22 protein-coding genes are annotated in these 19,228 nt (G+C 70.3%); 8 read left to right on the top strand and 14 right to left on the bottom strand.

Annotated features, from left to right (window positions below):
* Positions 1 to 22: 22 nt before the first annotated feature.
* From OO67_RS04340 to OO67_RS04300, 9 genes are all read right to left on the bottom strand, one after another.
* Positions 23 to 892, bottom strand: coding sequence for a DUF4429 domain-containing protein (locus OO67_RS04340; protein ID WP_033297406.1), 870 nt, complete (start codon positions 890 to 892; stop codon positions 23 to 25).
* Positions 893 to 1,115: 223 nt separating this feature from the next.
* Entirely contained in the window at positions 1,116 to 1,835 is a 720-nt protein-coding gene (locus tag OO67_RS04335) for a hypothetical protein (protein ID WP_244300037.1), read from the bottom strand.
* On the bottom strand, positions 1,832 to 2,137 hold the full coding sequence (locus OO67_RS04330) for a hypothetical protein (RefSeq protein ID WP_033297404.1): 306 nt from the start codon (positions 2,135 to 2,137) through the stop codon (positions 1,832 to 1,834). The genes OO67_RS04335 and OO67_RS04330 overlap by 4 nt, the downstream gene beginning before the upstream one ends.
* A 50-nt stretch (positions 2,138 to 2,187) precedes the next feature.
* Entirely contained in the window at positions 2,188 to 4,398 is a 2,211-nt protein-coding gene (locus OO67_RS04325; RefSeq protein WP_033297402.1) for a glycoside hydrolase domain-containing protein, read from the bottom strand.
* Between the two features lie 95 nt (positions 4,399 to 4,493).
* On the bottom strand, positions 4,494 to 5,765 hold the full coding sequence (locus OO67_RS04320; protein ID WP_078597629.1) for an ABC transporter permease: 1,272 nt from the start codon (positions 5,763 to 5,765) through the stop codon (positions 4,494 to 4,496).
* Positions 5,759 to 6,469 (bottom strand): ABC transporter ATP-binding protein, encoded by a 711-nt coding sequence (locus OO67_RS04315; protein ID WP_033297399.1) that lies wholly within the window; start codon positions 6,467 to 6,469, stop codon positions 5,759 to 5,761. Before OO67_RS04315 ends, OO67_RS04320 begins: the two co-directional genes overlap by 7 nt.
* A gap of 2 nt (positions 6,470 to 6,471) precedes the next feature.
* Positions 6,472 to 7,761 carry a peptidoglycan-binding protein gene (locus OO67_RS04310; RefSeq protein WP_106972717.1) on the bottom strand — a complete coding sequence of 430 codons (1,290 nt, stop codon included), beginning with the start codon at positions 7,759 to 7,761 and terminating at the stop codon, positions 6,472 to 6,474.
* A gap of 8 nt (positions 7,762 to 7,769) precedes the next feature.
* A complete protein-coding gene (locus tag OO67_RS04305; RefSeq protein ID WP_033297397.1) occupies positions 7,770 to 8,660 on the bottom strand; it encodes a hypothetical protein in 891 nt (296 codons plus the stop codon).
* A gap of 72 nt (positions 8,661 to 8,732) precedes the next feature.
* Positions 8,733 to 9,182 (bottom strand): hypothetical protein, encoded by a 450-nt coding sequence (locus tag OO67_RS04300; RefSeq protein ID WP_033297395.1) that lies wholly within the window; start codon positions 9,180 to 9,182, stop codon positions 8,733 to 8,735.
* Positions 9,183 to 9,680: 498 nt separating this feature from the next.
* On the opposite strand from OO67_RS04300, the gene OO67_RS04295 reads away from it, so the two are divergent.
* The gene (locus OO67_RS04295; RefSeq protein WP_033297393.1) at positions 9,681 to 9,959 is read left to right on the top strand and encodes a metal-sensitive transcriptional regulator; all 279 of its coding nucleotides are present in this window, start codon (positions 9,681 to 9,683) and stop codon (positions 9,957 to 9,959) included.
* Between the two features lie 62 nt (positions 9,960 to 10,021).
* Positions 10,022 to 10,525: a GNAT family N-acetyltransferase gene (locus OO67_RS04290; RefSeq protein ID WP_033297392.1), complete on the top strand. Its 504-nt coding sequence runs from the start codon at positions 10,022 to 10,024 to the stop codon at positions 10,523 to 10,525.
* Positions 10,526 to 10,535: 10 nt separating this feature from the next.
* Here OO67_RS04290 and OO67_RS04285 read toward each other — a convergent pair whose 3' ends face one another.
* Entirely contained in the window at positions 10,536 to 11,030 is a 495-nt protein-coding gene (locus OO67_RS04285) for a hypothetical protein (RefSeq protein ID WP_033297390.1), read from the bottom strand.
* Positions 11,031 to 11,269: 239 nt separating this feature from the next.
* Here OO67_RS04285 and OO67_RS04280 point away from each other — a divergent pair, with 239 nt between their 5' ends.
* Positions 11,270 to 11,851, top strand: coding sequence for a hypothetical protein (locus OO67_RS04280; RefSeq protein ID WP_033297388.1), 582 nt, complete (start codon positions 11,270 to 11,272; stop codon positions 11,849 to 11,851).
* Here OO67_RS04280 and OO67_RS04275 read toward each other — a convergent pair.
* Positions 11,841 to 12,209 carry a MerR family transcriptional regulator gene (locus OO67_RS04275; RefSeq protein WP_033297386.1) on the bottom strand — a complete coding sequence of 123 codons (369 nt, stop codon included), beginning with the start codon at positions 12,207 to 12,209 and terminating at the stop codon, positions 11,841 to 11,843. The genes OO67_RS04280 and OO67_RS04275 overlap by 11 nt on opposite strands.
* Before the next feature lie 92 nt (positions 12,210 to 12,301).
* On the opposite strand from OO67_RS04275, the gene OO67_RS04270 reads away from it, so the two are divergent.
* The 4 genes from OO67_RS04270 to OO67_RS04255 all read left to right on the top strand — a co-directional run bounded on the left by OO67_RS04270 (position 12,302) and on the right by OO67_RS04255 (position 15,774).
* The gene (locus tag OO67_RS04270; RefSeq protein WP_051709120.1) at positions 12,302 to 12,781 is read left to right on the top strand and encodes a hypothetical protein; all 480 of its coding nucleotides are present in this window, start codon (positions 12,302 to 12,304) and stop codon (positions 12,779 to 12,781) included.
* Complete coding sequence (gene nadE / locus OO67_RS04265) at positions 12,778 to 13,608, top strand: ammonia-dependent NAD(+) synthetase (protein WP_033297383.1); 831 nt, start codon at positions 12,778 to 12,780, stop codon at positions 13,606 to 13,608. Before OO67_RS04270 ends, nadE begins: the two co-directional genes overlap by 4 nt.
* A gap of 151 nt (positions 13,609 to 13,759) precedes the next feature.
* Positions 13,760 to 14,734, top strand: a complete 975-nt coding sequence (gene pip, locus OO67_RS04260; protein ID WP_033297372.1) for a prolyl aminopeptidase — start codon at positions 13,760 to 13,762, stop codon at positions 14,732 to 14,734.
* Positions 14,735 to 14,778: 44 nt separating this feature from the next.
* Entirely contained in the window at positions 14,779 to 15,774 is a 996-nt protein-coding gene (locus OO67_RS04255) for an aldo/keto reductase (protein ID WP_033297370.1), read from the top strand.
* 146 nt (positions 15,775 to 15,920) lie between these two features.
* Here OO67_RS04255 and thpR read toward each other — a convergent pair whose 3' ends face one another.
* Positions 15,921 to 16,493 (bottom strand): RNA 2',3'-cyclic phosphodiesterase, encoded by a 573-nt coding sequence (gene thpR, locus OO67_RS04250; RefSeq protein WP_033297368.1) that lies wholly within the window; start codon positions 16,491 to 16,493, stop codon positions 15,921 to 15,923.
* Positions 16,494 to 16,593: 100 nt separating this feature from the next.
* On the opposite strand from thpR, the gene OO67_RS04245 reads away from it, so the two are divergent.
* A complete protein-coding gene (locus tag OO67_RS04245; RefSeq protein WP_033297366.1) occupies positions 16,594 to 17,175 on the top strand; it encodes a Uma2 family endonuclease in 582 nt (193 codons plus the stop codon).
* Between the two features lie 51 nt (positions 17,176 to 17,226).
* On the opposite strand, the gene OO67_RS04240 is transcribed toward OO67_RS04245, so the two are convergent.
* Both OO67_RS04240 and OO67_RS04235 read right to left on the bottom strand, forming a co-directional pair.
* Positions 17,227 to 18,561, bottom strand: coding sequence for an MFS transporter (locus OO67_RS04240; protein ID WP_033297363.1), 1,335 nt, complete (start codon positions 18,559 to 18,561; stop codon positions 17,227 to 17,229).
* A 103-nt stretch (positions 18,562 to 18,664) separates the two neighbouring features.
* A complete protein-coding gene (locus OO67_RS04235) occupies positions 18,665 to 19,105 on the bottom strand; it encodes a MarR family winged helix-turn-helix transcriptional regulator (RefSeq protein WP_031093273.1) in 441 nt (146 codons plus the stop codon).
* Positions 19,106 to 19,228: the final 123 nt, after the last annotated feature.

The following is a 19,228-nucleotide window of genomic DNA, read 5'->3' as shown; positions in this document are numbered from 1 at the left end:
CCGGGCCGGACGAAGCCCCTGCTCAGAGCCTCTTCAGCACGGCTTGCTTCGCTGCGGCGAACTCCTCGTCGGTGAGGATGCCGGCCTCGTACAGCCCGCCGAGCTCGCGGAGCCGCCGCAACAGGGCGTCGTGACCGTCGGCGTCCGGCGCCGGGACGGGGCCGAGCGCCGGGGCGGTCGCGGCCGGGGCCACGGCATCGGCGGGGGCCGACAGTCGTACCAGGACGGCGGCGGCGACCAGGACCGCGGTGTACTCCCGCTTGGACAGCCCCCACAGGACGAGGGAGTACGGGTCGTACTTGGGGGTCGTGGCCGAGGCGCCTCCCCGGTCGAAGCGCAGGAAGCCGTTCTCCAGCCCGATGGCGGGCATCCAGCGCACCCCGGTCACCTCGGACAGGGGCAGGGTGACCGCGCCGCCCGCGGTCTTCGACTCCTCGGCCTTCCAGTTCCAGGTGAGGCGGACCGTCTCCCCGTCGAAGGAAGCCGTGCCGTCCCCGCCGCCGCCCGACACCGGCACCGACGGCCCCGGCAGCAGGAAGCGGTCCACCGGGCCCTCGGGCACCTGCTCGATCAGCAGGGCGTTGCGTATCTCGTCGACGAGGTACTCCGCCACGCCCGTGCGGTCCTTGTCGACCACGAGCTGGTACGGGTCGGCGGCGTCCTTCAGCCGTCCGTCCGCGGCCCGCAGGACGGGGCAGGCGCCGGTGCGCAGCCGCAGTCGCAGACGGCCGCCCTTGCGGTCCGGCTCGAACGAGACGCCCGCCACCGTGTGCAGGGGAACGGCCAGTTCGCCCAGATCCTGCCGCACCGGGTGCACCTTGCTGCCGGGGACGACACGCACCGTCGCCCCGTCGAAGCTCCACGTCCCGTCACGCGAGATGATGTCCACCATGCTCGGATTCTGCCAGGCGCACCCGCGTTCGTGACCGGCCGGACGCATCGCTCGGGCCACGTACCGCCGCGGTCACCGGGCTCGGCGCCCCGGCACCCGGATCCATGGGCCGGACCGCCGGTCTCCGGCACGGGTCGTCACGACGGGGCGGTCGTCGACGCCCGGCGGCGTGACGATCCGGCCCCCCGGCCGCGTCGCCGCGGGCCGGAGGGCGTTCACGGATTCAGCTGCCGGCCTGCTGCCGCGCCAGGCGCTGGGCGCGATCGCGCCGTGTCCTGGACAGGGGGTCCACCGCCACGCCGGCGCCCCGGCCGGGAGTGGCCTCTCCGGTACGCAGCCTGCGGGCCACGTCGCGTACCTCGGTGCTGTCGGGTCCGTGGCCGAGGTAGAAGAGGGACTCGTCCACCTTCTTGTCGTCCCCTCCCCAGCGGACGACTCCCTCGCAGTCGGCGAGGATGTCCCGCACCGTGATCTCCTGGAGCGGGAAGAGGCTGCCCTCGGCGGCGGCGCCCGGGCGGATGCGGACCGCGGTCCCGGAAGCGAGGTTGGACTCGGGCAGCTTCTCGTCCAGGGTGCCGATCCTCTGCCAGCCGGCGAGGTCACCGGGGTTGAGCTGCTCGACCTCGTAGTGGTAGCGGCGGATGACGTGGAGCAGGATCGCTTCCGCGTCGCCGATCCGGATGTCGAGCTTGTGGCCGGTCCCGGGGACGGGGCGCGTCCACACGGTGGAGACGTGGTTCGCCTCCTTCTCCAGGGGCCAGCCGTTGGCGGACGTGGGTACGTCGGCCGGTGTGGTCTCCGGGGCCTTCGGCGCGGCGGTCGCCACGCCCGGCACAACGGAGGTCACCGTCACCGCGGCTGCGATGACGCCCGCGTGCGTCAGGACCGTCCGTCTCGAAACGCCTCGTATGTTGTCGTGCTGCACGTCTTCGTGTCCCTTCACGGTGAGTAGATGATGAGCGCCGTGCTCGGCAGGAGAGTGGCCAGGACGCCGGTCAGCCAGTAGGTGCGTGGTGTGAGCGAACTCCGGCGTGCGATCGGCCGGTTCACGGACGCCCAGAGCAGGGCGTAGAGGCCGACGACGACCGCCGTGATCACCATCCACACCCCCAGCCCGTCGTTCTCCTCCGGCGCGGGGCCCGTGAGCCAGTTCGCGGCGAGGAACCACAGCAGCCAGAGGGGCGCCACAGCGGGGATCCCGAGGAGCAGGTTCGCGCCCACAGCTGTGGGCCACCGTCCGGCCATCTCTCCGGCCTTCCTTCGTGTGTGTCCGGTACCAGGGTCTGCTGTCCGGATCAGGCGCGGGACAACGCGTTGTAGTTCTCCAGCACGTGGTACAGGCCCATCAGTTCCCGACCGTACTGTTCGGCGTCCGGGCCGGTGCCGTTGTACCGGCCGAGCACGGCCTCGGTGACGTGGACGTCGCCGCTCAGGTCCGGCCGGTCGATGCCGAACAGTTCGGAGTTCCACAGCAGCACGTACGCGACCGTGCGGACGTTGTAATCCTGGTCGTCGTGCAGCTTGTTCCACACCTCCTTCAGGTCGTCCGCGTTCGTGTAGTCCTTGCCCTCGCCGTTGATGATGCCTTCGCCGATGCAGTAGTTGCGGGCCTGGATGGCCGTGCTCGCGAAGATCTGGCCCCAGCCGGTGCTGCAGTCGTCCTCGATGCCCGCCTGGACGGCGGCGTCGGCGAGGAAGTCGCCGGGGTTGAGCTTGCGCAGCTCCCACAGGACGGGGGCCTGGATCAGGGCCTTGCGCATCCGCAGCGACCGGGCCAGCGAGGTGAAGAGCCAGTCGGAGTCCACCACCGCGTCGAAGGCCTCGGTCGTGGAGATGCCGCCGAGGCTCGCCCAGTCCTTGTCGGTCCAGCCGTCGCCCCCGGTCTCGGGGACACCGATCGACGTCAGATAGGACTTGACGTCCTGCAGCATGGACGCGCGGTAGGCGCTCTTGTCCAGGTCCACGTCCAGGCCGTCGAACGAGACCCCGGGGTTGAAGTCGCCCTGGCCGGTGTCCCGGCCGGAGGCGATGTTGTTGTCGATCTCGATCGATCCGGTGCCGGATCCGATCGTGATGGTGGATATCTGGTCGAAGGACCACTTGGAGGGCAGCGGGTAGCCGAGGTTGCCGGAGAAACCGCTGGACATGTCGGAGACCATGCACACGGACGAGTACCCGGCGTCGACGACGCGCTGGCACACGTTGCGGGCTCCGTAGACACCCACGTTGTACCCGGAGTTCTCGCTGATGGTCCGGGTGATGGCGCGGAAGTGCGGGATGACGTAGTCGGTGACCTCGCCGTCCATCGCGTCGTAGTCGACCGCGAAGTAGATGATGGTGCCCGGCTTGAAGCCGTGGTACCGCGCCCAGTCGATGGCCTCGAAGGCGTCCCTGGTGCCCTGCTGGGTGCTGAAGTAGTCGGCGGACCGGCTCCACGTCTGGTAGATCGGGAAGCAGCGCAGCCCGGCCTCCTTGATCGTGGCCAGTTCGCCCGGCTGGATCGCCTTCTCCGGCAGGCTGGTGCTGGAAGGGTTGTAGAGGTAGCGCCCGAGGTACTTGTAGCCGGCGGCCTTCAGCGCCGTGGCCCGCGCCGGCGTGATCTCGGTGACGCCGTCGCAGGCCGCGCCCTTGCGGGACTGGTCGCCGTAGGAGACGAGCAGGGACGCCCAGGTGGGGAAGTCACCCGCGCCGGTGGCGGACAGGCCGCAGAACGACTGGAACGACGTCACGGCCTGTCGTACCGCGTCGGTGAAGTTGCCGAACGCCACGCTGTTCTTGTTCAGGACCATGGCCGCGGTGAAGAGCTGCGCCCATACGCCCGTGGAGTTGCTGGAGACCGATACCGTGCGCGACTTCAGGCCGGTCTGCGTTCCGGGGCCGAAGACGCCGTTCGCCACGCCGTCCGCCATGCCCAGCTCGTACTGGATGGCGAACAGCATGGACTTGGCGACGTCACGGGAGTGGTGGCCGTCGCAGGGGATGATGTAGAAGTCCTTGCGCAGGACGTACCTGCCGTTCAGCCACTGCTGGATCGCCCGGACCGTCTCGGAGCCGCTGTTGACGGTGACGTAGGCGTCCATGTTGAACAGGCCCTTGGCGGTCTTCGGCCACAGGGCGCTGCCCGGGTAGGTGACGCTCACCCCCATGTTCTTGTGCAGGGCCGCGACGGAGTCCTTGACCCGGGCGTTGTAGGTGCCGTCGATCTCTCCGCCGTCGTAGCCCTTGCAGTACAGGGCGGACTGGATGATGCGGCAGAAGTTCGCTGACGGGACCGTCGTCTCGTCGAGCTTGCCGTACTTCGCACCGATCGTGGACATCGTCGTCGGGCCGAAGGAGTCCGAGAGCGCGGTGATGCCCATCTCGTACTGCAGGGCCCGGGTCAGGGCGTACATGACCGGCCAGCCGGTCTGGCCGTTCTCGTCCAGCTTGGCTATGCCGAGCGTCGCACCGTTGTTGTAGGTGGTGTTGATGAACCTCTGGGCGCGCTGAACCATTTCGTCAGCCATGAGCCCCTCCTGTCTTCCGGTGAACAAAGTGGGTGGTGTGGGATCCGGCGCTCGGTTGCTGCCCCGGACACGTCTGTGGACGGTCTCCGCGCGCCTCAACGGCGGAGGGCGTCGACCGGTGGGATACGGGCGGCCCGCCATGCGGGATACAGGCCGGCCAGCAGTCCGGTGGCCAGCCCGAGCGCGGGTGCCGCGGCGAGGGTGAGGGGATCGACGACGGGCGTCCATTCCTTCTGCAGCGAGACGCCGACGACGACCGCGGTGCCGAGCGACGTGCCGGTGACGCCCCCCACCAGGCCCAGGGCCGCGGACTCGGCGAGGAACTGCAGGGTGATGTGCCTGGATCTCGCGCCGAGCGCGCGCCGTAGGCCGATCTCACCGATCCGCTCCATCACCGCGACCAGCGTGGTGTTGGCGATCCCCACCGCTCCGATGAACAGGCAGACGACGGCGAGCAGGAGGAACAGCTGCCCGAGGTCGTTCCCCACCGCGTTCCTGAGCGCCTTGGGGTCGGCCGGGGGGATCGACCGCAGGTACTCGGGATGGTCCGGCCGCAGCGCGAGAGCGGCCTCCTCCGCCACCTGGGCGGCGGCACCGAGGTCGGTCGAGACGAGCATCTTCGCGCGCTCGTCCTGCGGTGGTCCCCAGATCCGCTCGGCCGACGCTCTCGGAATCATGATGGAGAGGAGCAGGTCCGGTTTGCGTTCGACGTCGTCGATGATGCCGACGACGGTGAACGCGGTGTCCCCGATGAAGATGGCCGGCTGGGTGCGCAGGGTGAGGATGCCCAGGCGGGCGGCGGTCGCGGACCCGATCACGGCCACGCTGTCGCCGTGGGACTCGTGGAAGGCGTTGTATCCGCGCCCCTGGACGTAGTGGGGTCCGGCTGCCGCGAGGACCCCGGGAGAGGCGGCGACCACAGGCGTCTGGGACACCGCGCCGTTGGCGTTCCCGACCTGGGAGGACCGGACGGACTGTCCGGGCGCGAGACGGATCTTCCAGTACACGCCGGCGGCCTCGACACCGTTGACACGGGCCATCCTGGCGTCGGCGCTCCGGGGGAACGCCAACGGGACCCGGTCGGCGTCGCGGCCGCCGGTGTCCTCCACCGTGACTTCCGTGGCCGTCAGCCGGTTGAAGCGCGTGTCGATCTGCGCGGCGGCGGTCCCGGTGAGTCCCAGGACGGCGATGAACGCGCCGACGCCCAGGACCGTGCCGAGCGAGGTGAGGACCGAACGGGCGGGCCGCTGCACGATTCCGGCGACGGCCTCGGACAGGAGATCACGGGTCGCGAGCCGCGAGCGGCCGGCGCCCCGGTCCACCGGCGTTCCCCGGCGTTCGGCTCGGTCGCGGCGTAGGTTCAGCACGGTGCCGCCGCGCCGGTGTCCACCTCGGTGAGTACGCCGTCCCGAATGGTGATGGTCCGTCGGCCCCGGGCGGCGACCTGTCCGTCGTGTGTGATGACCACGATGGTCATGCCCTCACGGTGGAGGCGTCCGAGGAGGTCGAGGAGCGAGGCGGCGTTCCCGCTGTCGAGGTTCCCGGTCGGTTCGTCACACAGCAGGAGTGCCGGTTCTCCGACCAGCGCACGCGCGACCGCCACGCGCTGCCGCTCGCCCCCCGACAGGTGGGTGGGCAGGGCATGGGCGCGGTGGGCGAGACCGACCCGGGCCAGCACCTCGGCCGCCTTGCGGCGGCGGACACGCCGGGGTGTCCGCCGGTAGAGCATCGCGAGTTCCACGTTCTCCTGGGCCGTGCGGTGAGGAAGCAGGTGGAAGGACTGGAACACGAATCCGATGTGGGATCCGCGCAACGCCGCACGGCGGCTGTCGCTCACCGCGGAGGTGTCCAGACCGTTCAGCAGGTAGGTGCCTTCGGTGGGGTTGTCGAGCAGACCGAGCATGTTGAGCAGGCTGGACTTGCCCGACCCCGAGGGCCCGACGACGGCGACGAACTCGCCCTGCTCGATCCGCAGGGAGCAGGGCCGGAGAGCGGTGACCGGCGGGGGGCCCGGGTACGTGAGACCCACGCCCTCGAGCGCGATCACGGCGGGGCGGTCGACGTGCACCATGGTCAGCCGGCTCCCGCGCGCGTCTCGTCCACTCCGACGATGACCTGGTCACCGGCGGTGAGTCCGGCCTGGCCCCGCGGGGTGACCTGCACGTACCCGTCCGCGATCATGCCGGTGTCGACGGGTACGCGCCGCTCCTTCTGCCCCCGGCGCACCGTGACCGTCGTCTGTCCGTCCTCGCCGGACGAGATGGCCGAGGTCGGAACGGCCAGGACCTCGTTCTGCGAGGACGCGGCGGTGATCGTGAGCCGGACGTCCTCGCCCGCCAGATCGGCGGGGAGGCGGCCGGACGGCCTGACCTTCATCGCGTAGGTGTCGCCACCGGCCTGCTCGCCGTCCTTCGGCTTCGTGGGCTTCGCGGCGACCGACTCGATCGTTCCCGTGGCGCGGGCGCCGGTGACCTCGGACGCGATCGAGACCGTCTGCCCGGGCTTCACCAGGCCCTTCACCTCCGGCCCCACCGTCCCGTCGACGATCAGTTCGCCCGCCGAGATCGAGACCAGGTCAGTCTTCGCCTCGCCGCCCACCTGCGCCGACACGTCCTCCGCGTACGCGGGTCCGGTGCGCACGTAGACGATCTCGGAAAGGGGGACGGTGACGCGGGGCGCGGGCGCCGGCACGTCGTCACCGTCGTCGTCGCCCGCCGTGCCGACGCCCCCGGCGACCTCCGTCGTCGCCGGAGGCGGACCGGTCTGTTCCGTCACCGGGGCGAACTCGTGGGCCCGGTAGAAGCGCTCGACCGCCTGCTCCGTCCCGGTCCCGAACGTCCCGGCGCGGTCGCTCCCCGTGCCGTGGCCGATCTCGGTGAGGGCCCGCTGCAGCTGTGCGACGTCGTCGCCCGTGCTTCCCGGCCCGAGGTCCCTGTACGCCGGGACGGCTCCCTTGAGGACGAACACCGGGCGGCCGGAGATCTCCAGCAACAGCTGCCCCATGCGGAGGGACTGACCCTCCTTCACCGCCACCTTCGTCACCACCGAACGGCCGGCGTCCTTCCCGCCCGCGCCCTCACCGGACACGGTGATCCGCTGCGAGGAAGCGACCTTGCCGCGCGTGATGACCGTTTCCGAGAGGACCTTCTTCTCCACCGCGGCGGTCAGGACGCTCGCCGGCGGAGGGCCGGTGTCGGCGGCCGCCTGTGCGGGGGACTTGATGAAGGCGGCAGCGGCGACGCCGGCTCCGGTCAGGACCACCGAACCGGCGAGCACGGAGATCAGAGCCCGTCGGCGGCGGTCCAGGCCGCCCTTCTGCCGACGCCGTCCGGGATGCGGCCGGGGTGGGGTGTCTTCGGACATGACGGTGCTCACTTACCCGTGACGATTTTCGACGCCTTGCGCACCGAGGTCTCGATGCTCCGACGCTCCGCCGACAATTCCTCGGCGTGGTCCTCGATGACCCGCTTCTGCAGAGCGGACTCCGCCTGGAACCAGATCCAGGCGACCTCGGTCTTCTGCCGGCAGGTGATATCGGCGGTGGCGGTGGCGATCTCCTCCGAACTCACCTCGGGAACGCCGAATCGGGGGTCGTCACTCGCGTCGAGCGGTTGTTCGTAGTCGTAACCGCTCCGCTTCATGCACTCCGACCAGCCCGAGAACGCCTTGACGACCTCGGGGTCCTGCTTGGACTTCACGAAGGCCGCGTTGGCCAGGTCGAGCGCGGCACGCGCCTGCAGGGCATCGGCGTTGATCTCTTTGTTCGCGGCGCCCACACACCCGCCCTCGGGGACCTTCTTGCCGTCGACCTCCTTGATCCTGCCGTCAAGGGCACGGGCGTCGGGGCCGTCGGCCGTCGTGCCGTCGACAGCACCCTTTTCGACAGCGGCGTCGTAGGCTTCCTGCTCCTTCGCGTCGGGCTTGTATCCGCGCTCCTTGGACAGAGCCATGTCGTGGATGCCGTAGCGCCAGTCGGTCAGCGTCTTGGGGCCCACCCTGGGGAGATCGGGTGCGGGAACCCAGGAGAAGCCGAAACCCTTCATGCAGTCGCCGACCAGAATCTTCTTCGCCTGCGAAAGCTGGCCGTATTCCTGCTCCGTCGGCATGAATGCCTGCAGGGGAAGGACCCAGCTCGCCGGATCCTTGGGGTCACCCGCGGGAGCCTGGTCGGCCGCGTCCGGCGAGGACGAGAAGGAGCATCCTGCGAGCAGGAACGTGGCGGCGAGGGAGAAGGCGATCACGCCTGAGGGTCTAGCGCGCATGTGGGGCTTTCCAGGTTCGGCGAGGAGAGGGGAAGGCGGGTTGCCCGCTTTCGGCGGGCAACCGTGAGCTTCTTACAGGCTCACCCAGTTGAAAGACGCGTTTTCGTTGTACGTGGCTTCGAGCTGGTTCACCGTTCCCCAGATGTAGTCGGTCGCCCCCTTGTAGCCGCTGTTGTAATAGAGCGCGCCGGTGTAGGTGGCGTGAGTGTTACGCGCGGACGCCGCGTTGTTCTTCACGCGCTGACCGCTTCCCGCACTCCTGAAACCGCAGTACGTGAGGGGTCCGGCACTCGTACCGTTCGCGACCGAGTCGAAGTCGTACACGGCGTAACCGATGTTCCGGTAGTCGCCCGCGAGGTTGGAGTTGTAGAAGATGCGGAACTTGAAGTTGTTGGACGATTCGTAGTTGCAGCCGAACCAGTAGTTGTCGAAATCGCCCGCCGCCGATGCGGGAGTCACCGTGGCAGCGGAAACCGCTGCGGCTATGGCGGCAGCCGTGACAGCTCTCTTGAAGTAACGCACTTTTCTCTCCCCGATGTTTTCGCGCATGCGAAAGTGGCGCGAGTGCGCCTTGGAATGTGAATGACCGGATCCGGAACACAGCCGACGTGCAGCTGGTGTAGACCTCAGTACACGCAATGTCCGCCCCTTTTTCAAGAGGTTCACATCCGGGCCGGACAGGGCGTCGAATCCAAACCGTTACCGGCGGACGTACAACCTTCACCCGGACGCTCGCGCTCCGCCCGCGCCTCCGCCGCGCCATTCACGCATGAATGATGCGTCACATGCATGTACCGGGCATCTGTCGGATCCGGCACCTTCAGGAGGTTCCCGGTCATGCGTGGGGCGATGCGCGACGGACCACCCCTCGGCCGGTGGATTCTCACGCCGGGATAACGATCGGACAACAGTGCGGGCACGCGTGCGCAGCGGGCGAACCCTCCGCATACGAGGGGCACTTGAGACACCCGGTAACATACCCCCAGGGGTATACCGGATACGGATGACGCAGGAGGAACCGTGCAACTCGACATGGCGGCCGACGAACTGAAGTCCGTCCTCAACCGGCTGCGCCGGGCCCAGGGCCAGATCGCCGGGGTCATCAGGATGATCGAGGAGGGCAGGGACTGCGAGGAAGTGGTCACGCAGTTGGCCGCCGCCTCCCGCGCCCTCGACCGGGCCGGGTTCTCGATCATCGCCACAGGGCTGGAGCAGTGCCTCGCCGACGAGGGACGGACGCCCGCCGACAAGGACCGGATGCGTGCCCGCCTGGAGAAGCTGTTCCTCTCCCTCGCCTGAGCGGCGGCCCCTGGCGGGTCACGCCGGCCCGGGGGCTGCCGGGGACATGTGATGCTGACGCCATGAAGGGTGAAGGCGGCATCTCCGTCATGGTCTGGCCGGGCCGGACGGCCCGCTCCGCCGCGGAGGGACCGGCGCGCCTGCTGGCGGCCTACCATCTGCGGACGCAGGCGGAGAAGGGCGAGGCCGTCCCCGGTGTGGACGAACTGCCGGACCACTACCGGGCCGAGATCGTGGAGCCCCGCACCACGTTCGCCGGCGACGTGGTGCTGCTGGCGTCGAGCGGGGACATCGCGGTGGGCTGCGTGGTGGTGACCGCGCCCGTCGACGGGCGGTCCGAGATCAAGAGGCTCTGGACGGACCCGGCGTTCCGCGGTCTGGGTGTCGCGTCCGGTCTGGTCGGCGCCGCGCTGGCGCACGCTGCGGAGAGCGGGGCCGGGGCGGTACGGCTGTCGGTGTGGAAGTGGCGGGCCGGCGCGATCGCGCTGTACGGCCGGCTCGGATTCACCGTCACCGAGTCGTGGGACGACCGGGACCGGCTGATCTGCATGGAACGCGCCGTGTGAGCGACGCGCGCTATCGAGCCGGGAAGGCCTCTCCGCACGCGCTGCAGAATCGCGGCGCCCGGTCCGCCGACAGCCGCCCGCACTCCTGGCACACCAGGTCGAGCATGCAGGCGGCCTCGCCGCCCTCGTACGCGGGAGCCCGGACGGCCGGCTTGATCATCAGTCCGGGCCGGCGGCGGTGCACCGTGAGGTAGGTCAAGCCCTCCGGCCCCGCCTCCAGTGCCCGGCGCGAGGTGCGGGGCAGCCAGGTGACGGCCGTCGGGGTGAGGTCCAGCGTGTCGCCGTCACCCGTACGCAGGCTGCCGCGGCCCGCGAGGACGAGGAGGAGCACGTCCAGGACGTCCTCCTGATGCTCGCCCACCCCGGCCCCCGGCGGGAGATGGACGACGTTGGCGTCCAACTCCCTTCCCTGCTCCGCCAGATGCCAGAGGGCGCCGCGCTCACCGGGGGCGGCGGAGGCGAGAAGGCCGTCCAGGACGGCCAGCACCTGCGGGGTGGCGTTCACGCGGCGGCCTCCTCGTCATCGCGCTCGCGGACCTCGTGGGCCTGCCCGGAGCGGGTCTTCCGCCCAGTTTGTCACGGTGGCCAGGTGGCCGCCCCGGCCGTACCCGGACCGCACTCCGGTGCCGGGGAAACGAGCAGGTCAGGAGGTGCGGGCCGGACGGAAGGCCTCCGCAAGTGGAGGCCTGCTCCATCCGTTCCGAAACCGCCGAACGGGCCCGATGACGGCTGTACCCTCGCCCAATGATCCAGCCGACGCCCTCGTCGCCCCCGGTCCCGGACGCCGAATGCGCCGCACTCACCCGGACCCTGCGCCGCCGGGGCACCGTCGTGCTGTCGGTGTTCGCCCTCGTCTGGGCGTTCGCCGGGGCGTCCGGGCTGACGTCCTCGGGTGCGGCCCTGACCGTCGAGATCATCGCGGTGCCCGTCACCGCGGCGGCGGTCTACCTCGCCTACCGCAAGGGCGCCGCCCCCTCGCCCCGCATGGTCACCCCTCCCGCGAACTGGGCGCGTTCGGTCGGCATCGTCAACGTCGCCGAGCTCGCGGCGATCTTCGCGGTGATCGCGGCGTCCAACGCCTCCGGCCGCCCCGGGTTCATCCCGCCGGCCGTCGCACTCGTGGTCGGCCTGCACTTCGTGCCGCTCGCGCGTCTCTACGACCAGTGGCAGTACAAGGGGACGGCCGCGCTGCTGAGCGCCTCCGCGGTCCTCGGCTTCGCCCTCCTCGCGGCCGGCCTGCCGGACGGGAGCGTGCGCGCCGTGGTCGGGCTGGCCTCCGCGGTGACGCTGTGGGCCTCCGCCTACCACGTGGCGGTCAGGGGCTGACCGCACCGGCGGCGCGGAGCGGGCACCCGGTGCCCACGCGGGCGGCGAGTTCGGTACGCAGCAAGGCCAGTTCGGCCATCCGCTCGTCGACCGTCCGGATCTTCGCCTCCAGCAGCGCGGACAGGGCGTCCGCGGGATCGGGCGCATCCCGCAGCTCCTCGCCGTGCCTCGCGATCTCCGCCAGGGAGAATCCGAGCGCCTGCGCGGTGCGGACGTAGAGCAACCAGGGCACCGTCTCCGGCGGGAAGTCACGGTATCCGCTGGGCAGTCGGCCCCCGGCGACGAGTCCGGTCCTCTCGTAGAAGCGGATGGCGTCCCTCGACATGCCCGTCCGCTCGGCCAGTTCGCCTATCAGCATGGCACTCCCCCGGTTCTGCGCTTGACCTTGGACCGTACTCCACCGTTGAGAGTCGGACGGTCGCTTCCCCACGGACCACAGGGAGTTCCCTCATGCCCTCTCTCCGCACCCCCTCCTACCTCGGCCTCGTACGCGCGAGCGCCTGGTACGACCTCGTCGTCACGGCCGGCTTCGCGACGCCCTGGACGTACGGCCTGCTGCACGACGGGCTCTCGTCCCTGGGCGACGCCCTCGGGATGGGCCCGCTGCCCGCCCAGGACCCGATGCAGATCCTGTACGCGAATCTGATGGGCTCGGTCGTGGTCGTGTGGGCCGTCCTGCGCATCGTGGGTCCCCTGCCGGTGCACGGCCTGTACGACGGGGTGGCGCGGGCCCTGTTCACGGCATGGCAGGCGTACGCACTCGCCCACGGCGGCCCCCGGCTGCTGTGGCTGTTCCTCGGCGCCGAGGTGGCCTTCGGCGTGGTGCAGCTGCTGCCCTGGGTGCGCCGACGCACCCGCCCGGTGACCGGGGGCCCCTCGGTAGGGTGGGCACGACAGACCGTCGTGGACCGGACCGAGGAGCAGACGTGAGCGAGCCGGCGAACATCGCCCTGCAGCAGGAGATCGCCCGGGAACTGGAGGTCGCGGAGACCTTCGACGCCGAGCGGGAGATCGAGCGCCGGGTGGCCTTCCTCGCCGAGCGGCTGACCTCCACGGGTCTGCGCTCGCTGGTGCTGGGCATCAGCGGCGGCGTGGACTCCACCACGGCCGGACGGCTGTGCCAGCTCGCCGTCGAGCGTGCCCGCGCCGCGGGTCACGAGGCGCGGTTCTACGCCATGCGGCTGCCCTACGGGGTCCAGGCCGACGAGCACGACGCCCAGCTCGCGCTCTCCTTCATCCAGGCCGACCACGTGCTGACCGTGGACATCAAGCCCGCCACCGACGCCACCCAGGAGTCCCTGCTCTCCGGCGACGTGGCCTTCCGCGACCCCCACCACCAGGACTTCGTGCTCGGCAACGTCAAGGCCCGGCAGCGGATGATCGCCCAGTACGCGGTGGCCGGAGCGCACGACGGCCTCGTCGTCGGCACGGACCACGCGGCCGAGGCGGTCTCCGGCTTCTTCACCAAGTTCGGGGACGGCGCCGCCGACCTGGTGCCGCTGACCGGACTCACCAAGCGCCGGGTGCGCTCCGTCGCCGAGGCGCTGGGCGCGCCCGCCGAGCTGGTCGGGAAGGTGCCGACGGCCGACCTGGAGACGCTCGACCCGGGCAAGGCGGACGAGCACGCGCTCGGCGTCACCTACGACACCATCGACGACTTCCTGGAGGGCAAGCCGGTGGACGAGCAGGCCTTCGAGACCATCGTCGCCCGCTACCGCCTCACCGACCACAAGCGACGTCTGCCCATCGCCCCGTAAAGCTCCGGCAGCCTCCAAAGCTGCCGGAGACCCCTCAGGGACGGACCGTCCGGGGGCAGGTTCCCCGGACGGCCGCCGGGAGGACGGAGACGGTGCACACCTGAGGGGCTCCGCTCCCGCCCCCACCTCATCGACAGGAGAGGACGCCACAGTGGACCGAGGCCCCGACGAGAAGTACCCGCCGATCGAGCCCTACGACCACGGAACGCTGGACGTCGGCGACGGCAACCTCGTGTACTGGGAGGTCTGCGGCAACCCGGCCGGGAAGCCGGCCCTCGTCGTCCACGGCGGACCGGGCAGCGGGTGCAACGCCCGGGCCCGGCAGTACTTCGACCCGGACCTCTACCGCGTCGTGCTGTTCGACCAGCGCAACTGCGGCCGCTCCACCCCGCACGCGAGCGACCCCGCCGCCGACATGCGGCACAACACGACGGCGCACCTGATCGCCGACATGGAGCTCCTGCGACGCCACCTCGGCATCGGGAAATGGCTTCTCTACGGGGGGTCCTGGGGCTCCACGCTGATCCTCGCGTACGCCGAACAGCACCCGCGGCGGGTCTCGGAGATCGTGATCTCCGCCGTCACGACGACCCGGCGCAGCGAGATCGACTGGCTGTACCGGGGTGCCGGGCAGATCTTCCCCGAGGCCTGGGACCTGTTCCGGGCCGGCGTGCCGGAGGCCCGGGGCCCCGGGGATCTGGTCGCCGCGTACGCGCGCCGGACGGAAAGCCCCGACCCGGACGTACGGGCGAGGGCGACGGCCGACTGGTGCGCCTGGGAGGACGCGGTGCTGTCCATGGAGGCCGCTGCCGGCCCGTCTCCCTACAGCGGGCGGCCCGGCCGTGACCAGCTGGCGTTGGTCCGGATCTGCACGCACTACTTCTCGCACGGGGCCTGGCTGGAGGAGGGGCAGCTGATCCGCGACGCCGGCCGGCTGGCGGGCATCCCCGGCGTCCTCGTGCACGGCCGCTTCGACCTGGGCGGCCCGCTGACCACGGCGTGGGAGCTGGCGAAGGCGTGGCCGGACGCCGAGCTGACGGTGATCGACGACGCCGGTCATCTGGGCGGGCCCGCGACCTCCAGGGCGGTGCTCGCCGCGCTGGACCGGTTCGCACGGCTTGGCTGAGAACGCTTGCTTCGAGCGTGCTCGAAGGAGTTGGCTGGGGAACCATGAAGTACACCCAGCTCGGACGCACCGGACTCAAAGTCAGCCGCCTCGTACTGGGGACGATGAACTTCGGCCCCCAGACCAACGAGAGCGACAGCCACGCGCTCATGGACGCCGCCCTGGACGCGGGCGTCAACTTCTTCGACACGGCCAATGTCTACGGCTGGGGCGAGAACAAGGGCCGCACCGAGGAGATCCTCGGCACCTGGTTCGCGCAGGGCGGGGACCGCCGCGACAAGGTCGTCCTCGCCACCAAGGTCTACGGCAACATGGGCGCCGACGGCGAGGCGTGGCCCAACCACGACAAGCTGTCCGCCCTGAACATCCGCCGCGCCGTCGACGCCAGCCTCAGGCGGCTGCAGACGGATCACATCGACCTGTACCAGTTCCACCACGTCGACCGGGACACCCCGATCGACGAGATCTGGCAGGCCATCGACGTACTGGTCCAGCAGGGCAAGATCCTCTACGCGGGCTCGTCCAACTTCTCGGGCTACAAGATCGCCCAGGCCAACGAGCGGGCCGCCCGGCGCGGCAGCTACGGCCTCGTCAGCGAGCAGTGCATCTACAACCTGATGGAGCGCGGCGCCGAGATGGAGGTCATCCCGGCCGCCCAGGAGTACGGTCTCGGGGTCATCCCGTGGTCGCCGCTGCACGGCGGGCTGCTCGGCGGCGCGATCCGCAAGGAGCGCGACGGCGGAGGCGCCCGGTCCACCTCCGGCCGCTCCGGCGAGTCGCTGGCCGACCCGAAGGTGCGGGCGCAGATCCAGGCGTACGAGGACCTGCTGGAGAAGCACGGCCTGGAACCGGGCGAGGCCGGCCTGGCCTGGCTGCTCACCCGTCCCGGCGTCACGGGCCCGATCTCCGGGCCGCGCACGCGGGAGCAGCTCGACTCGGCGGTGCGCGCGGTCGAGCTGGAGCTGTCGGACGAGGTGCTCTCGGCCCTGGACGAGATCTTCCCGGGCCCGGGTCCCTCGCCGGAGAACTTCGCCTGGTAGGAACGCGGTGCGCGTGCGGCGTCCGCCCCGGGGGTCAGCCTCCGAGGGCGGAGGCCGCCGCCACGACGACGAACATCAGTACGAGCACGGCCGCCATGATGCGGTTTCTGGTCTTGGGATCCACCCGACGAGCGTAACCGCACCGCTCACCGCCCCAGCGGCCAGGCCTGCACCACCTCGTACCGCGGCTGCTCCCCCGGCACCCCGCCCACGGGCAGATTGCTGCGTACGAGACCGAGCTCCCCGGCCTCCCAGCGCATCCCTTCGAAGCCCTCCAGCGCCGCCGTGTACGGCGTCAGGTCGGCCTGGTCCCGGCTGCGGGCGAGGGTGAGGTGCGGGGTGTAGTGACGGTGCTCCTCCATCGGGACCCCGGCCTTGCGCGCGGCGGCGTGCGCACGCCGCGCCAGCAGCCTCAGCGTGTCGGTGCCACCCTCGGCCCCCGCCCAGAACGCCCGCCCGTCGAACCGCCCGCTGCCGTGGATCCGGAGCGGGAAGGGCTCGGTCCGGTGCGCGGCCCGCTCCAGCCGGGTGTACAGCCCGGGCAGCAGCTCCTCGTCGACGTTCCCGAGGAAGGCCAGCGTGTAGTGCCACCCCGCCCGGGCGGTCCAGCGGAGGTTCACGGCCCCGGGCAGTTCGTGCAACGGGGCGACGGCACCGGCCAGCTCGTCGGCGGCGGGCTCCGGCGGCAGGACGGCGGCGAAGAGTCTCTGGCTGCTCATGCGGCGAGTGTCCCAGCGTCCCGGCGTGTCCGGGGGGGGCGGGCCTATCGTTGTACTACGCGGCTGCCCGCGCTGTGCGGCGGCGGGGAGGAGCGGCACGATGACCGTCGTCGACGACAGGATCGAGATGGCGGACACCAGCGACGAGCGCACCTTGGACATGATGTTCGAGTGGCTTGAGCCCACCCCCGAGGGATTCAAGGTCGAGATCGCCGAGGGGAACATCTACATGTCGCCGCGACGGGGCACGCACTGGCAGATCAGTCTCGACCTCGTCGAACAGCTGCGCGCCGGCTACCCGCGCCGCCGGTTGATGTCGGACGTACGCATCGATTTCCCGGGCCGCCTGAACGGCTTCGCGTCGGACGTGGTGGCCCTTGCCGACGGCGCCACCCCGGACGCCAAAGGTCACTGGCGCTACCAGGACGTCGAGTTCGTCGCCGAGGTGATCTCCAAGGACACGGCCGCCAACGACTACGGCTCCAAGAAGGCCACCTACGCCACCGCGGGCGTCCCCGTGTACCTCATCGCCGATCCGTACACCGGCACGTGGCATCTGCACACGATCCCCAAGGACGACGAGTACCGCAGCGTGCTGAGCCTCGATTCCGGGACTCCGGTCGACCTCACCGGGACGGTCGTGGGCCTCACGCTGGAGACGGGCGACTTCCCCCGCGACTGAAACGAGAACGCTGCCCTCCCCGACGAGGAGAGGGCAGCGATCATGGTGGGTTCAGGCCGCCGTGGCCAGCTGCTCGCGCGGAACTATTCGCACGTGCGGGCGACCCGGCCGGAGGTCGACCTTGAGGCGCAGGCCGCCGACGCGGGTCAGCATGAAGCCGACGCCGATCGCGGCCACCATCGAGATCGCCCCGCCGGCCGCCATGCCGATGCGCGCACCGTAGGCGTCGCTTATCCAGCCGACGATCGGGGCACCCACCGGAGTGCCCCCGGCGAAGACCATCATGTAGAGGCTCATCACCCGGCCCCGCATCTCGGGGTCCGCGGCCATCTGGACGCTCGTGTTGGCGCTGATGTTGGTCGTCAGGCCGATCATGCCGATCGGGACGAGCAGCAGCGAGAAGAGCCAGACGGACGGCGACAGCGACGCGACGATCTCCAGGAGACCGAACAGGGTGCCCGCGGCCACCAGCATCCGGAGCCGCGAGGAGCGGCGGCGGGCGGCGAGCAGGGCTCCGGCCAGGGAGCCGGCCGCCATGAGGATGTTGAAGAACGAGTACATCCCGGCGCCGCCGTCGAAGATCTCGTCCGCGAAGGCCGTCAGGAAGATCGGGAAGTTGAACCCGAAGGTACCGACGAAGCCGACCAGGACGATCGGCCAGATCAGCTCTGGTCTGCCCGACACATAACGCAGCCCTTCGCGCAGCTGGCCCTTGGCGCGCTTCACGGTCACGGACGCGTGGAGCTCGCTCGTACGCATCATGAGCAGACCGACGAGCGGGGCGATGAACGACAGCCCGTTGAACATGAAGGCCCAGCCGCTGCCGACCGTGGTGATCAGGACACCCGCGACGGCGGGGCCGATGAGCCGGGCGGACTGGAAGTTCGCCGAGTTCAGGCTGACCGCGTTGCGCAGCTGCGCGGGGCCGACCATCTCGGAGACGAACGACTGACGCGCGGGGTTGTCGACGACCGTCACCATGCCGAGCAGGAAGGCGATCAGATAGACATGCCAGACCTCGACGACGCCGGAGAGGGTCAGGACGGCGAGTGCGATGCCGCACAGACCGAGCGCTGCCTGGCTGATGATGAGGAGACGCCGCTTCGGGAGCCGGTCGGCGATGACGCCGCCGTACAGGCCGAAGAGCAGCATCGGGAGGAACTGGAGGGCCGTGGTGATACCGACGGCGGCGGCGGACCCGGTGAGGCTCAGGACGAGCCAGTCCTGCGTGATGCGGGACATCCAGGTACCGGTGTTGGAGATCACGGCGCCCGTGGCGAACAGGCGGTAGTTACGGATCTTCAGCGACGAGAAGGTCCCGCCGGTCTTGCTCTCGTGGGTGGAAGTCGGTGCGGGGGCGGAGTCTGCTCCGGATCCCGTACTCAAAAGGGTTCGCCTCCTCGGGCGTATACGGCGTACGGACTGACGAGGGACGTGACGGCGGGGCGCCGCGGGCTCCGGGCTACGGGCCTGCGGGCGCCCCGTGGGGTCAGAGGTGGGCGAGCTTCTCCAGCACGGGCGCGGCGGCCCGCAGCTTCTCCCACTCGTCCTCGTCCAGGCCCTCGGCGAGGTTGGCCAGCCAGGCGTTCCGCTTGGAGCGGCTCTCGGCGAGCATGGCTTCCGCCTGCTCGGTCCGGCTGACCATCTTCTGCCGACGGTCATCGGGGTGCGGTTCCAGTCTGACCAGCCCCTTGGCTTCCAGCAGCGCGACGATGCGGGTCATCGACGGCGGCTGCACGTGCTCCTTGCGGGCCAGCTCACCGGGGGTGGCGGACCCGCAACGGGCGAGTGTGCCGAGCACCGACATCTCGGTGGGGCTCAGCGACTCGTCGACACGCTGGTGCTTCAGACGCCGGCCCAGCAGCATCACGGCGGAGCGGAGGGAGCTCACGGCGGCGGCACTGTCACCGTCGTGGATCAGGTCAGGCATGTTCATTAGCGTAACTCATTAGCAATGCTAAATACCACTCGATGGTACACGCGCGAGAAACTGATCACCCGAACGAGTGAGTATGCGGCGGAAAGAGCCGCGAAAAGGCCATGTGTGCCGCGA

The organism is Streptomyces atroolivaceus, from assembly GCF_000717025.1.
GTDB lineage: Bacteria > Actinomycetota > Actinomycetes > Streptomycetales > Streptomycetaceae > Streptomyces > Streptomyces atroolivaceus.
Note: the sequence above shows the minus strand (reverse complement) of the source record. Positions and strands in the feature narration are given on the sequence as shown.

What these genes read in the sequence shown, in the direction of transcription:
- OO67_RS04280 (WP_033297388.1), top strand. Translation starts at nt 11,270, where the DNA reads ATGATCCAGCCGACGCCCTCGTCGCCCCCGGTCCCGGACGCCGAATGC.
- OO67_RS04325 (WP_033297402.1), bottom strand. Translation starts at nt 4,398, where the DNA reads ATGGCTGACGAAATGGTTCAGCGCGCCCAGAGGTTCATCAACACCACC.
- OO67_RS04245 (WP_033297366.1), top strand. Translation starts at nt 16,594, where the DNA reads ATGACCGTCGTCGACGACAGGATCGAGATGGCGGACACCAGCGACGAG.
- OO67_RS04275 (WP_033297386.1), bottom strand. Translation starts at nt 12,209, where the DNA reads ATGCTGATAGGCGAACTGGCCGAGCGGACGGGCATGTCGAGGGACGCC.
- OO67_RS04235 (WP_031093273.1), bottom strand. Translation starts at nt 19,105, where the DNA reads ATGCCTGACCTGATCCACGACGGTGACAGTGCCGCCGCCGTGAGCTCC.
- OO67_RS04305 (WP_033297397.1), bottom strand. Translation starts at nt 8,660, where the DNA reads ATGCGCGCTAGACCCTCAGGCGTGATCGCCTTCTCCCTCGCCGCCACG.
- OO67_RS04270 (WP_051709120.1), top strand. Translation starts at nt 12,302, where the DNA reads ATGCCCTCTCTCCGCACCCCCTCCTACCTCGGCCTCGTACGCGCGAGC.
- OO67_RS04255 (WP_033297370.1), top strand. Translation starts at nt 14,779, where the DNA reads ATGAAGTACACCCAGCTCGGACGCACCGGACTCAAAGTCAGCCGCCTC.
- OO67_RS04310 (WP_106972717.1), bottom strand. Translation starts at nt 7,761, where the DNA reads ATGTCCGAAGACACCCCACCCCGGCCGCATCCCGGACGGCGTCGGCAG.
- OO67_RS04290 (WP_033297392.1), top strand. Translation starts at nt 10,022, where the DNA reads ATGAAGGGTGAAGGCGGCATCTCCGTCATGGTCTGGCCGGGCCGGACG.
- OO67_RS04340 (WP_033297406.1), bottom strand. Translation starts at nt 892, where the DNA reads ATGGTGGACATCATCTCGCGTGACGGGACGTGGAGCTTCGACGGGGCG.
- OO67_RS04315 (WP_033297399.1), bottom strand. Translation starts at nt 6,469, where the DNA reads ATGGTGCACGTCGACCGCCCCGCCGTGATCGCGCTCGAGGGCGTGGGT.
- thpR (WP_033297368.1), bottom strand. Translation starts at nt 16,493, where the DNA reads ATGAGCAGCCAGAGACTCTTCGCCGCCGTCCTGCCGCCGGAGCCCGCC.
- OO67_RS04330 (WP_033297404.1), bottom strand. Translation starts at nt 2,137, where the DNA reads ATGGCCGGACGGTGGCCCACAGCTGTGGGCGCGAACCTGCTCCTCGGG.